This window comes from Azohydromonas lata, from assembly GCF_034427735.1.
Classification (GTDB): Bacteria; Pseudomonadota; Gammaproteobacteria; order Burkholderiales; family Burkholderiaceae_C; genus Azohydromonas; species Azohydromonas lata.
In genome coordinates, this window is the sequence record NZ_JAXOJX010000039.1 from 1 (window position 1) to 12514 (window position 12514).

The window sequence follows — 12514 nt, forward strand, 5'->3', positions numbered from 1 at the left end:
TCCGGCGCCGGTGACCTGAGTTCCTGGGGTGCGGTGACCCTTCTTTCCCGTCACACCCGCGAAAGCGGGTGTCCACGAACACCGGGCGGCATCCCGGCCAGGGTGGATGCCCGCTTTCGCGGGCATGACGGGAAATGGCGCGGCGCGGGGAACCGGACCACGAACCAAGGACCCCTGCAATGACCTCTCCCCTGCTCGACGTGAGCGCATTGGAAGCCGCGCTGCAGCGCTTTGCCGATGCGCGCGACTGGAACGGCTTTCACACGCCGCGCAACCTGGTGCTGGCGCTCACCGGCGAGGTGGGCGAGCTGGCCGAGCTGTTCCAGTGGCTCACCGACGAGCAGGCCGCGCGCCTCGCGCAAGACCCCGCCACCGCCCGCGCCGTGCGCGACGAGCTGGCCGACGTGCTCATGTACCTCGTGCGCCTGTCCACCGTGCTCGGCGTGGACCTGGACGCCGCCGTGCGCGACAAGATCGCCGCCAACGCCGTGAAATACCCCGCGCCACCCGGCGCGGGCTACAGCGGGCCGGCCTGATCCCTGGCGCCCGCCGGCCGCCCCCGCCCCGTCGGCGCACTGCGCGTGGGCAGCTCCATGGGCAGCCGGGTTTCGGACTTCACCTCCTTCATCACCACGCTGGAGCGCACGTGCGTGACGCCGGGCAGGCGAAACGCCGTCTCGTGCAAAAACCTCTCGTACGCCTTGATGTCCGGCACCAGCACCTTGATGACGTAGTCCGCCTGCCCCGTGGTGGACCAGCAGGCCACGATCTGCGGGCTCTGCGCCACGGCGGCCTCGAAGCGCTGCACCTCGCCCTCTTCATGGCGGCCCAAGTTGATCTCGGCCAGCACGCAGAGCTGCAGGTTGACCTTCTCGCGGTCCACCAGCGCGGTGTAGCCGCGTATGACGCCACGGGACTCCAGCTCCTTGATGCGGCGCCAGCACGGCGTGCTGGAGAGGCCGACGGCCTCGGCCAGCTGCTGCACGGTCTGCCGTGCGTCGCGCTGCAGCTCCTGCAGCAACAGCACGTCATGGCGATCCAGCGAATCCATTCCAAACCTCCGCTTTTATTGAGAATGATTTTCTACCGCACCGCGTGAGGTGGAGCAGAAAAGAATCCCTTTCCAGTGCCGTGCGCCTAGGCTTGACCCCGATCAGAGCAGCCAAAGAGAGCGCGCATGAGCACGGAGACAAACCTGGCGGCCCCGCAGGCGGCGGCCGCACAAACACCCCTTCACGGCTACCGGCTGGACGACGCCCTGTGGGCGCCGAGCGGCCGCGTCTTCCTCACCGGCACGCAGGCGCTGGTGCGGCTGCTGCTGATGCAGCGCCAGCGCGACGCGGCCGCGGGCCTGGCCACGCGCGGCTTCATCAGCGGCTACCGCGGCTCGCCGCTGGGCATGGTGGACCAGACGGTGTGGAGCTGCGGCGAGCGGCTGAAGGCGCAGGGCATCGAGTTCCTGCCCGCCATCAACGAGGAGCTGGGCGCCACCGCCGTGCTGGGCACGCAGCGCGTGGAGGCCGACCCCGAGCGCACGGCCGAGGGCGTGTTCGCCCTGTGGTACGGCAAGGGCCCGGGCGTGGACCGCGCGGCCGACGCGCTCAAGCACGGCAACGCCTACGGCGCCTCGCCGCACGGCGGGGTGCTGATGGTGGCGGGCGACGACCACGGCTGCGTCAGCTCCTCCATGCCCCACCAGAGCGACCAGGTGTTCCAGAGCTTCCACGCGCCGGTGCTCTCGCCCTCCAGCGTCAGCGACCTCCTGGAATTCGGCCTCTACGGCTGGGCGCTGTCGCGCTTTTCCGGCTGCTGGGCCGGCCTGACCGCGCTGTCGGAAGTGGTGGAGAGCGGCGCCACGGTGGACCTGGACCTGATACACGGGCGCGCCGCCACCTGGCTGGACGGCGACGCCGTGCGCCAGCTCACCGGCCACGCGGCGCCGGCCGACGGGCTGCACTACCGCTGGCCGGACCTGCCCTCGCTCAAGATCGAGGAGCGGCTGCACGCCAAGCTGGAGGCGGTGCGCGCCTTCGCCCGCGTCAACTCGATAGACCGCACGGTGGTGGAGTGCCGGCAGGCGCGCGTGGGCATCCTCACCGCCGGCAAGGCGCACCACGACTTCATGGAGGTGCTGCGCCGGCTGGACATCTCGCCGGCCACCCTGGCCGGGCACGGCATACGCGTGCACAAGCTGGGGCTGACCTATCCCATCGAGCCGCGGCGCGCGCTGGACTTCTGCGAGGGCCTCTCGGAGGTGCTGGTCATCGAGGAGAAAGGCCCGGTGGTGGAGACGCAGCTTCGCGAGCTGCTCTACAACCGCGCGCGGCGGCCGGCCATCGTGGGCAAGCGCGACGCGGCGGAGCGGCCGCTGGTGTCCGCGCTGGGCGAGCTGCGGCCCTCGCGGCTCATCGCCCTGGTGGCCGACTGGCTCGTCCGCCACTGCCCGGACCTGGACCGCCGCCACCTGGTGCGCGACTTCACCCTGCCGGAGCTGCTGAGCAACGAGGCGGACGCCGTCAAGCGGCTGCCCTACTTCTGCGCCGGCTGCCCGCACAACACCAGCACGCGCGTGCCGGAAGGCTCCAAGGCGCAGGGCGGCATCGGCTGCCACTTCATGGCGAGCTGGATGCAGCGCGACACCGAGGGGCTGATCCAGATGGGCGGCGAAGGCGTGGACTGGGTGTCGCACGCCCTCTTCACCCGCGTGCCGCACGTGTTCCAGAACCTGGGCGACGGCACCTACGCGCACTCCGGCTACCTCGCCATACGTCAGGCCGTGGCCGCGGGCACGGCCATGACCTACAAGATCCTGTTCAACGACGCCGTGGCCATGACGGGCGGGCAGCCGGTGGACGCGCCGGTGAGCGTGGACGGCATCGCGCGCCAGGTGGAGGCCGAGGGCGTGAAGCAGGTGGCGGTGGTGTCCGACGACATCCGCAAGTACGACCTCATCCGCGACCGCTTCCCCGCCGGCACCACGTTCCACGACCGCGCCGAGCTGGACGCCGTGCAGCGCCGGCTGCGCGAGCTGCCCGGCGTGACGGTGCTGATCTACGAGCAGACCTGCGCGGCCGAGAAGCGCCGCCGCCGCAAGCGCGGCCAGCTGGAGGACGCGCCACGGCGCCTCTTCATCAACGAGGCCGTGTGCGAGGGCTGCGGCGACTGCGGCGTGCAAAGCAACTGCGTGGCCGTGCTGCCGCACGAAACGCCGCTGGGCCGCAAGCGCCGCATCGACCAGGCGGCCTGCAACAAAGACTATTCATGCGCCAACGGCTTCTGCCCGTCCTTCGTGAGCGTCGAAGGGGGCAAGCCGCGCAGGAAAGTCGGCTCGCTGACGGACCTGGGCGCTTTCGTCCGCGCCGTCGATGAGCTGCCGCACCCCGCCCCGCACGCGTGGAGCGGCCCCTACGACCTGCTGGTCACGGGCATGGGCGGCACGGGCGTGGTGACGGTGGGTGCGCTGGTGACGATGGCGGCGCACCTGGAGGGCAAGTCGGCGTCGGTGCTGGACTTCATGGGCTTCGCGCAAAAAGGCGGCGCGGTGCTCAGCCACGTGCGCCTGGCCGACCGGCCGGAGCGGCTCAACCAGGTGCGCATAGACACGCAGCAGGCGGACGCGCTGCTGGCCTGCGAGCTGGTCGTGGGCGCCAGCGCGGACGCGCTGCAGACCGTGCGGCGCGGTCGCACGCGCATCGTGGCCAACGTGCACGAGGTGCCCGTGGCCGAGCACCTGCGCAACCCCGACGCCACGCTGCGCGTGCCGCAACTGCTGCAAAAGCTCCACCACGCCGCGGGCGAGGAGCAGGTGGAAACGCTGGACGCGCAGGCGCTGTGCGAGACCTTCATGGGCGACACGGTGGCATCCAACATCCTCGCGCTGGGCCATGCCTGGCAGCGCGGCCTGGTGCCGGTGGGCCTGGAAGCGCTGCTGCGCGCCGTGGAGCTCAACGGCGTGGCGGTGGAAGCCAACAAGCTCGCCTTCTCGCTGGGCCGGCTGGCCGCGGGCAACCCGCGCGCGCTGCTGGCGCTGGGCAAGGCCGAGGTGGAGCCCGACCATGCCGACGAGCCGCTGGCGCTGCTGCGTGCGCGCGGCGTGGAGCTGCTGACGGCGTACCAGAGCGCCGCCTGGGCCGCGCGCTTCACCGCACTGGTGGACGAGGCCGCCGCGCGCGAGCGCGCGCTGCAGGCGGATGCGTCGCTGCCCTTCAGCCGTGCCGTGGCGCGCAGCCTCTTAAAACTCATGGCCTACAAGGACGAGTACGAAGTCGCCCGCCTCTTTGCCGACGGCAGCTTCGAGCGCGAGCTGCACCGGCAGTTCGAGGGCAATCTGAAATTGCGCTTCCACATGGCGCCGCCGCTGCTGTCGCGGGGCAAGGACGGCAAGCCGCCGGGGAAATGGACCTTCGGCCCCTGGCTGCTGCCGGCGCTGAAACTGCTCTCGCGCGGCAAGGCGCTGCGCGGCACGGTGCTGGACCCGTTCGGCGCCACGGCCGAGCGGCGCATGGAGCGCGCGCTCATTGCCGAGTACGAGCAGCGCGTGCGCGCCCTGCTGCCCTTGTTGAGCGCTGAAAAGCTGGCGCTGGCGGTGGAAGTCGCGCGCCTGCCGCTGTCCATGCGCGGCTACGGCCACGTGAAGGCGGCAGCCGTGGCGCAGGCCCGCGTGCGCGAGGCCGAACTGCTGTGGCGGCTGGACCCGGCCCACCACCCGCGCCCGGCGCCCTCGCGCGAGGCCGGGCAGATTCGCGGCATACGGGTGACGGCGCCGCTCCTGCGCTAGCCTCGCACTCCCAAACCAACGAGAGACACCTACACATGCAAGGCATCGTTTTGCGCGCACCGGCCGGCCTGGACCGCCTGGAGACCGTGGATCTGGCCGACCCCGGCGCGCCGGGCGCGGGACAGATCCGCGTGAAGCTGCACGCCAGCTCGCTCAACTACCACGACTACGCCGTGGCCCTAGGCTGGATTGCGGCGGCCGACGGGCGCATCCCCATGTCCGACGGCGCAGGCGTGGTGGAAGCGGTGGGCGACGGCGTCACGGAGTTCGCCGTGGGCGATTCGGTGGTCTCCTGCTTCTTCCCCACCTGGCAGGACGGCCCGGCGCGCATCGGCGACTTCTCCGCCACGCCGGGCGACGGCATCGACGGCTACGCGCGCGAGGCCGTCGTCACCCCCGCCACCTGGTTCACCCGGTCGCCCAAGGGCTACAGCCACGCCGAGGCCGCCACGCTCACCACCGCCGGCCTCACCGCCTGGCGCGCGCTGGTGGTCGAGGGCCAGATCAAGGCCGGCGACACGGTGCTGGTGCAGGGCAGCGGCGGCGTGTCGGTGTTCGCGCTGCAACTGGCCAAGGCCATGGGCGCGACGGTGATCGCCACCTCCTCCTCGGACGCCAAGCTGGAGCGGCTGCGCGCCCTGGGCGCCGACCACCTCATCAACTACAAGTCCCAGCCCAACTGGGGCCGCGCCGCGCGCGACTGGACCGGCGGCCAGGGCGTGGACCACGTGGTGGAAGTGGGCGGCCCCGGCACGCTGGCGCAGTCCATCGAGGCCGTGCGCATCGGCGGGCGCATCGCGCTCATCGGCATCCTCACCGGCATGGCGGGCGAGGTGCCCACGCTGGCGCTGATGGCGCGCCAGGCGCGGCTGCAAGGACTCATCGTCGGCAGCCGCACCCACCAGCAGGAGTTCATAAGCGCCCTGGACGCCACCGGCATCCGCCCGGTGATCGACTCGACCTACCCGCTCAAGGACCTGGCCGCCGCCTTCCGCCACCAGGGCGCCGGGGCGCACTTCGGCAAGATCTGCGTGGCGATCTGAGCGCGGGCCACCCGGCGTTCAGGCGACGGTCAACAGCAGGCCGTTGTTGCGGGCGTAGTAGGTGAGCAGTTCCATGGCCACGCCCGGGCGGGCGTGCAGGCGCTTGAAATCCAGGCCGTCGTGGAACAGGGGCGCGAGCTCGGCGGGCAGGTCCGGCGCGGGCTCGCCGTTGTCCACCCAGCGGCAGGCCATGGCCCACTGGCCGAAGCTGCGCTGCTCCACGGGCCCGCGCAGCAGCACCGTGACGCGGCGGTGGCGCGGGTCCTGGCGGATGCCGTCGAACACCTCGGCGACGGCGTCGCCCTCCCCTTCCAGGACTTGCATGTAGCCGCCATGCGCATACAGCAGCAGGCCGGTGATGCCCAGGCGGCGGTTGTTGCGCACGGACGTGGCCAGCAGGCCCTGCAGATCGGCAAGCGAAGGCTCCGCACCGGCCACCATGCTGATGTAGATGAGGTGCTGCAGCGGCATGGGGGTTCCTTCCCGGAAGGGCGACAGGTGCTCGTTCTGAGTCTCACGAGCAAATCCCGTGCGGGAAGGCCATGGCGGCCAGCGCGGCCTCAGTACGGCGTGCCGTCCTTGTGCTCGAAGCGCCAGCCCGCGGGCGTGCTGACGGCGCGCAGGTCGTCGTCCGGGTAGGTGGCCGCGTCGCCGGGGCTGCGGTCGCCGACCTCCAGGTAGACGGCCTCCTCGTCCGTGTCGTTGCGCAGGCAGTGGGCGTCGCCCATGCCGGCCTGGAAGCCGGCGCACATGCCGGGCGACAGCGGCGTGTCGCCCGCGTCCGTGCACAGCGTGGGGTGGCCGCGCAGCACGTAAACGAACTCGTCCTGCCGCGCATGCGCGTGGCGCAGCGCCGACACCGCGCCCGGCGCCAGGTGCACCAGGTTCACGCCGAAATTCCCCAGGCCGAACAGGTCGCCCAGCGGCCGCTTCAGCCGGCCGGCCATGCGTGAGGCGAAGGGCTCCGGGTAAATGGACGGCTTCGTTCGCAGCGGCGCCTCCTCGGCGACGACGGCAACGGGACGCTTGGGCTCGCTCATGGCTGGTGGCTCCGGGCTGGGACGGCGGCTCAGGCGGCCAGGGCGCGCCGCGCCTTCACGCTGTCGGCCAGGCGGCGCAGCACGCCGGCGGTCTGGGCCCAGCCGATGCAGGCGTCAGTGACGGAAACGCCGCGCTGCAGCGCCACGCCGGGCTTGATGTCCTGGCGGCCTTCTTCCAGGTGGCTTTCGATCATCAGGCCGGCGATGCGGCGCTCGCCCGCGGCGACGCGGTCGGCGATGTCGGCGGACACCTCGATCTGCCGGCGGTGCTGCTTGGCGGAGTTGGCGTGCGAGCAGTCCACCATCAGCGTCTCGCGCAGGCCGGCCTTGGCAAGCGCCGCGCAGGCGGCGTCGATGCTGGCCACGTCGTAGTTGGGGCCGCGCGATCCGCCGCGCAGGATGACGTGGCAGTCGTCGTTGCCGCGCGTCTCGAAGATGGCGGCCTGGCCCATCTTGGTCATGCCCATGAAGGCGTGCGAGGCGCGCGCGGCCTGCAAGGCGTCCACGGCGACTTGCACGCCCCCGTCGGTGCCATTTTTAAAACCGACCGGGCAGCTCAGGCCGGAGGCGAGCTGGCGGTGGCTCTGGCTCTCGGTGGTGCGCGCGCCGATGGCGCCCCAGCTCACGAGGTCGGCGATGTACTGCGGGCTGAGCAGGTCCAGGAACTCGGTGCCGCAGGGCAGGCCCAGGGCGGAGATGTCCAGCAGCAGCTCGCGCGCCTTCTTCAGGCCCTCGTTGATGCGGAAGCTGCCGTCCAGGCGCGGGTCGTTGATGTAGCCCTTCCAGCCCACCGTGGTGCGCGGCTTTTCGAAGTAGACGCGCATGACCAGCAGCAGCTCGCCCTTGAGCTCCTCGTGCAGGGCCTTGAGGCGGTGGGCGTACTCCATGGCCTGGCCGTGGTCGTGGATGGAGCACGGGCCGACGACGACGAGCAGCCTGTCGTCCTGCCCGCGCAGCACGGCGGCGGTGGCGCGGCGGGCGTCTTCCACCAGGGCGAGCACGGTGTCGGAGACGGGCACCTCGTCCTGCAGCAGCGCAGGCGAGATGAGCGGGCGCACGGCGCGAATGCGCACGTCGTCGATGCGCGTGAGGTCTTGCGTGCTGTCGGCGCTGCCGGCTTCGTGGTCGTGCTGGGGGTCGTCGATGCGGGAGGTCATTGGCGTTGGCCTGGTTTTCAGAGTTCGAAGATTTTTCCGGGATTGAGGATGTTCTTGGGGTCCAGCGCGCGCTTGATGGTGCGCATGACTTCCACCGCGCCGGCACCGGCCTCCTCCACGAGGAAACCCATCTTGTGCAGGCCGACGCCGTGCTCGCCGCTGCAGGTGCCGTCGAGCTGCAGCGCGCGGTGCACGAGCTTGTGGTTCAAGTCCTCGGCCACGGCGCGTTCGTGCTCGCTGCCGGGGTCGATCAGGTAGCCGAAGTGGAAATTGCCGTCGCCCACGTGGCCGACCAGGAAGTACGGCAGCCCTGAGGCCTCCACTTCCGCCACCGAGTCCAGCAGGCAGTCCGCCAGGCGCGAGATGGGCACGCAGGTGTCGGTGGACAGCGCCCGGCAGCCCGGGCGGGACTGGATGGCCGCGAAGTAGGCGTTGTGGCGCGCGGTCCACAGCCGCGTGCGCTCCTCCGGCGTGGTGGCCCATTCAAACGCCTGGCCGCCGAACTCGGCCGCGATCTCCTGCACCGTCTCAGCCTGCTCCTGCACGCCCGCGGGCGAGCCGTGGAACTCCATCAGCAGCATGGGCTCCTCGCGCAGGCCCAGTTTCGAATGCGCGTTGACCATGCGCACGGTGTTCGCGTCGATCAGCTCCACGCGGGCGATGGGCACGCCGAGCTGGATGGTCTGGATCGTCGTCCGCACCGCCGCCTCGATGCTCGGGAAGGAGCACACGGCCGCCGACACGGCCTCGGGCAACGGGTACAGCTTCAGCGTGATCTCGGTGATGACGCCCAGCGTCCCCTCGCTGCCCACCATCAGGCGCGTCAGGTCGTAGCCGGCGCTGCTCTTCCTGGCGCGGGTGCCGGTGCGGATGATCTTGCCTTCCGCCGTCACCACTTCCAGCGCCAGCACGTTCTCGCGCATGGTCCCGTAGCGCACGGCGTTGGTGCCGGAGGCGCGGGTGGCGCACATGCCGCCGATGGAGGCGTCGGCGCCCGGGTCGATGGGGAAGAACAGGCCCGTGGATTTCAGCTCGTCGTTGAGCCGCTTGCGCGTGATGCCGGGCTGGACGGTGACCGTGAGGTCGTCGGCGTCGATGGACAGCACCTGGTCCATGCGCGAAACGTCCAGGCTGATGCCGCCCTGCACCGCCAGCAGGTGCCCTTCCAGCGAGGAGCCGGCGCCGTAGGGAATCAGGGGCACCTCGAACTGGCTGCAGAGGTCCATCACCTCGGCCACCTCGGCGCTGCTCTGCGCGAACACCACGGCGGCCGGCGGCGGCACGGTGAAGGTGGACTCGTCGCTGCCGTGCTGCTCGCGCACGGCCTGGGCGGTGGAGCAGCGCGCGCCGAAGCGGGCGATGAGGGTTTCGACGAGGGCCGGCGGCACCGGGCGCTGCCGCACCACGGGCAGCGACGCGGCGGCAAGATCCGAGGGGTGTTGCATGAGGAGTCTCCGCGGGGGATGGAGCCCGGCGGCCGGGGGCCGGCGCTCACGGTGAGGCTGTGAGGAGCGGGGCACTATACGCCCGGGGGTGAGGCGCTTCTCCCAGGCGCGGACCGGGTGCAGGACGGCCCTCCGGCCGCGTCCCGGGGCGTGAGAAAAGTCGCGGCTGGTACAACAACGCCCGCCGGGACCGGCCTGTCCGCGCGCCGGCCATCCCCCATGGACCACCGCACCCAAGGAGACCGCATGCAGCTCGCCCAATGGCTGAACATTGATTTCCCGCTGATCCAGGCCCCCATGGCCGGCAGCCAGGACAGCCGCCTGGCCATCGCGGTGTCGAATGCCGGCGGCCTGGGCTCCTTGCCCTGCGCAATGCTCACGCCGGAGGCGCTGCACGCGTCGCTGCAGGAAATCCAGGCCGAGACGCGCCGGCCCTACAACGTCAATTTCTTCTGCCACGAAACACCCACGCCGGATGCGCAGCGCGAGGCCGCCTGGCGCCAGGCGCTGCAGCCCTATTACGACGAATTCGGCATAGACCCGGCCGACATCCCGACCGGCCCCGGCCGCGCGCCCTTCAGCCCCGAATTCGCCGACGTGCTGCAGGATTTCAAGCCGCCGGTGGTGAGCTTCCATTTCGGATTGCCGGCGCCGGATCTGCTGGCGCGGGTGAAAAGCTGGGGCTCGAAAGTGTTGTCGTCAGCCACGACCGTTGAAGAAGCCCTCTGGCTGGAAAAGCATGGCGCCGATGCCGTCATCGCCCAGGGTTTGGAAGCCGGCGGCCACCGAGGCATGTTCCTGACGGACGACGTGACCACGCAAATCGGCACCTTCGCGCTGGTGCCGCAATTGGTGAAAGCCTTGAATGTCCCGGTCATCGCCGCGGGCGGTATTGCCGATGCGGCGGGCGTGAAAGCCGCCATGGCCCTGGGTGCGGCCGGGGTGCAAATTGGCACCGCCTATTTGTTGGCCGAGGAATCGACCATCAGCGCCATTCACCGCGCGGCATTGAAAAGCGAGGCGGCCCGGCACACGGCATTGACCAATTTGTTCAGCGGCCGGCCGGCGCGCGGCATCGTGAATCGGTTCATGCGGGAAATGGGACCCCTATCGGCCTTGCCGCCGGCATTTCCCCTGGCGCCTGCCGGCATGACGCCCCTGCGTACCCAGGCCGAAGCCCAAGCATCGGGCGATTTCTCGCCCCTGTGGTCCGGCCAGCATGTCAATACCTCGCTGGGCGAAAGCGCGGCAGAAATCACGAAATCGCTGGCCCAGGCTTTCGCGGCCTGACGTGAGCCGCCAGGCAATTTAAAACCCGGTTACAGGCAAAACACGCGGATAAAGAATCAGGGCTCAAGAAGCGCAGGACGTTGACGATCAAGGCTGCAGACAGCCGGACAAGGAAGACCGCGAAATTCCCTTGATGCTTTGGGATTAGCGAACAACCACCGCTCCGGCCTGTTTCTCCCTCCACGGGGCGGGAGATATTTCACGGAATCGTCCCATGCGCTTTATGTCCTGGCGCCTGCGCCTTGCTGTGTCCGCATTTTTGTTTTGCTCGGCGGCAATTTCTCACGCTGCACCGGCCGGGGTGGATGGCGGCTGCCAGCCCTCGGTCACCGTGCGCACCGCGCCGCTGACCTACACCGAGGACGATTCCGGCGACGTGCGCGCCGTGACGGCGCTCAACCGCAAATCGTCCCTGCCGCTGACGCAGCGCAGTTTTGGCCTGGGCTCCACCTACGCCGAAAGCCGCGTCACGTCTTATTGGAAAAAGGACGCCAAGGGCTGCCCCGTGCTCGACCTGGAAGTGGGCTACCAGAAAACCGCCGTGCACATCGCCAGCGAGTTGAAGGACGACGCCTGCGCCTACGAGCATGTGCATGCCCATGAAATGCACCACCTGGCCATTTACCGGCAGTGGCTGGAGGAATCGCCCATGCGGCTGGGCGCCTTTTTCAAGGAGAAATTCTCCTCGCTGACGGCCATGGATTCGCTGTCCCGCAACCAGGAAACCATTCGCCTGGCGCTGCAGGAATTCGGCAAGGTGCGCGCGCAGCACGATGATTTTGATTCGGATACGGAGTATCAGGGGAATCAGGCGGTGTGCGGGCGGTTCATTCCGAAGATGCTGGACAGGTTGGAGAAGGAAGGGAAGTTGCCTTGAGGGCAGCGATTTGAGAATCGATGCACGAAGGCTGAGGTTTGAAAGTGCTGACCGGAGACTGATTCGCCACGCTTCCTACCTCGTCATTCCCGCGAAGGCGGGAATCCAGGCGGTCCCGCGTCAGAGCGTAGGAATAACGCAGGAAGCACGGTGTATTGCGCCTCGGCACGCCGATTCATGGACTTGCGGCTGACTTGGGGCCTCCTGGATTCCCGCCTTCGCGGGAATGACGAAGTAGAGAGGCCGAGATATTCGCTTGCGATATATACCCCAATACCTCAATACTTCAATACCCAAATATTTCACCAAATAATTTCAATTAAACCCTTTACTGAGATATCGGGACCCCTTCAACCCAAACCTCCACAGCTCATGCGCCGCCTTGGAAATTCCGATGCGTGGCCCAATGAGCAGTTCCACCGGCTCGGCCGGCCCGGGCAGCAGCTCAAAAGGCGGCTCGGACAGGGACAAGCCGTCCATCGCCCGCGTGATGCCCAGCGCCTGCGCCAGCCGCCCCGGGCCGGCGCACAGCAGCTCCACCTTTTCCACGCCCCGGCGCTCGCGCATTTGCTCCAGCCCGTGCGTGGGCTCCAGCGCGCGTATCAGCACCCCGGCGCCGTGGCCCGGCTCGCGGCACACGAAGTTCATGCACCAGTGCATGCCGTAGGAGCGGTAGACGTAGGCGTGCGCCGGGGGGCCGAACATGGAGGCGTTGCGCGGTGTCTGGCCTGAATAGGTGTGCGAGGCCGGGTCGCTCTGGTCGTAGGCCTCCGTCTCCACGATGCGGCCGCCCACGCCCTCCACCAGCAGCGTCACGCCTATGAGCTGCCGCGCCACCAGCAGCGAGTCGGCCGAGAAGTCGATGTGGGCGAGCGGAGTCATCGG

General features: G+C 69.5%; 11 protein-coding genes. 5 read left to right on the top strand and 6 right to left on the bottom strand.

Annotation, left to right across the window (positions count from 1 at the left end; all coding sequences use genetic code 11):
* The first annotated feature begins 179 nt into the window (after positions 1–179).
* Positions 180–536, top strand: coding sequence for a nucleotide pyrophosphohydrolase (locus tag SM757_RS21240; protein ID WP_322466944.1), 357 nt, complete (start codon positions 180–182; stop codon positions 534–536).
* Here the strand turns inward: SM757_RS21240 and SM757_RS21245 are convergent.
* Positions 518–1051, bottom strand: a complete 534-nt coding sequence (locus SM757_RS21245) for an Lrp/AsnC family transcriptional regulator (RefSeq protein WP_322466945.1) — start codon at positions 1049–1051, stop codon at positions 518–520. The two genes, SM757_RS21240 and SM757_RS21245, sit on opposite strands and share 19 nt — an antisense overlap.
* Before the next feature lie 126 nt (positions 1052–1177).
* Between SM757_RS21245 and SM757_RS21250 the strand changes: the two genes are divergently transcribed.
* Entirely contained in the window at positions 1178–4777 is a 3600-nt protein-coding gene (locus tag SM757_RS21250) for an indolepyruvate ferredoxin oxidoreductase family protein (protein WP_322466946.1), read from the top strand.
* Positions 4778–4812: 35 nt separating this feature from the next.
* Positions 4813–5820: a zinc-dependent alcohol dehydrogenase family protein gene (locus SM757_RS21255; protein WP_322466947.1), complete on the top strand. Its 1008-nt coding sequence runs from the start codon at positions 4813–4815 to the stop codon at positions 5818–5820.
* A gap of 18 nt (positions 5821–5838) precedes the next feature.
* Here SM757_RS21255 and SM757_RS21260 read toward each other — a convergent pair whose 3' ends face one another.
* The 4 genes from SM757_RS21260 to SM757_RS21275 all read right to left on the bottom strand — a co-directional run bounded on the left by SM757_RS21260 (position 5839) and on the right by SM757_RS21275 (position 9462).
* On the bottom strand, positions 5839–6291 hold the full coding sequence (locus tag SM757_RS21260; RefSeq protein ID WP_322466948.1) for a BLUF domain-containing protein: 453 nt from the start codon (positions 6289–6291) through the stop codon (positions 5839–5841).
* Positions 6292–6380: 89 nt separating this feature from the next.
* The gene (locus SM757_RS21265) at positions 6381–6860 is read right to left on the bottom strand and encodes a cupin domain-containing protein (protein WP_322466949.1); all 480 of its coding nucleotides are present in this window, start codon (positions 6858–6860) and stop codon (positions 6381–6383) included.
* A 29-nt stretch (positions 6861–6889) separates the two neighbouring features.
* Positions 6890–8017, bottom strand: a complete 1128-nt coding sequence (locus SM757_RS21270) for a 3-deoxy-7-phosphoheptulonate synthase (RefSeq protein WP_066341338.1) — start codon at positions 8015–8017, stop codon at positions 6890–6892.
* A gap of 17 nt (positions 8018–8034) precedes the next feature.
* Positions 8035–9462, bottom strand: coding sequence for an FAD-binding oxidoreductase (locus SM757_RS21275; protein WP_322466950.1), 1428 nt, complete (start codon positions 9460–9462; stop codon positions 8035–8037).
* A gap of 219 nt (positions 9463–9681) precedes the next feature.
* On the opposite strand from SM757_RS21275, the gene SM757_RS21280 reads away from it, so the two are divergent.
* Both SM757_RS21280 and SM757_RS21285 read left to right on the top strand, forming a co-directional pair.
* Positions 9682–10752: an NAD(P)H-dependent flavin oxidoreductase gene (locus SM757_RS21280; protein WP_322466951.1), complete on the top strand. Its 1071-nt coding sequence runs from the start codon at positions 9682–9684 to the stop codon at positions 10750–10752.
* 223 nt (positions 10753–10975) lie between these two features.
* Positions 10976–11629, top strand: coding sequence for a hypothetical protein (locus SM757_RS21285; RefSeq protein WP_322466952.1), 654 nt, complete (start codon positions 10976–10978; stop codon positions 11627–11629).
* 315 nt (positions 11630–11944) lie between these two features.
* Here SM757_RS21285 and SM757_RS21290 read toward each other — a convergent pair whose 3' ends face one another.
* Complete coding sequence (locus SM757_RS21290; RefSeq protein ID WP_066341350.1) at positions 11945–12511, bottom strand: DNA-3-methyladenine glycosylase; 567 nt, start codon at positions 12509–12511, stop codon at positions 11945–11947.
* Positions 12512–12514: the final 3 nt, after the last annotated feature.

Coding starts and splice junctions, on each gene's coding strand:
- SM757_RS21290 (WP_066341350.1), bottom strand. CDS start 12,511: ATGACTCCGCTCGCCCACATCGACTTCTCGGCCGACTCGCTGCTGGTG.
- SM757_RS21285 (WP_322466952.1), top strand. CDS start 10,976: ATGTCCTGGCGCCTGCGCCTTGCTGTGTCCGCATTTTTGTTTTGCTCG.
- SM757_RS21255 (WP_322466947.1), top strand. CDS start 4,813: ATGCAAGGCATCGTTTTGCGCGCACCGGCCGGCCTGGACCGCCTGGAG.
- SM757_RS21270 (WP_066341338.1), bottom strand. CDS start 8,017: ATGACCTCCCGCATCGACGACCCCCAGCACGACCACGAAGCCGGCAGC.
- SM757_RS21240 (WP_322466944.1), top strand. CDS start 180: ATGACCTCTCCCCTGCTCGACGTGAGCGCATTGGAAGCCGCGCTGCAG.
- SM757_RS21280 (WP_322466951.1), top strand. CDS start 9,682: ATGGACCACCGCACCCAAGGAGACCGCATGCAGCTCGCCCAATGGCTG.
- SM757_RS21265 (WP_322466949.1), bottom strand. CDS start 6,860: ATGAGCGAGCCCAAGCGTCCCGTTGCCGTCGTCGCCGAGGAGGCGCCG.
- SM757_RS21275 (WP_322466950.1), bottom strand. CDS start 9,462: ATGCAACACCCCTCGGATCTTGCCGCCGCGTCGCTGCCCGTGGTGCGG.
- SM757_RS21245 (WP_322466945.1), bottom strand. CDS start 1,051: ATGGATTCGCTGGATCGCCATGACGTGCTGTTGCTGCAGGAGCTGCAG.
- SM757_RS21260 (WP_322466948.1), bottom strand. CDS start 6,291: ATGCCGCTGCAGCACCTCATCTACATCAGCATGGTGGCCGGTGCGGAG.
- SM757_RS21250 (WP_322466946.1), top strand. CDS start 1,178: ATGAGCACGGAGACAAACCTGGCGGCCCCGCAGGCGGCGGCCGCACAA.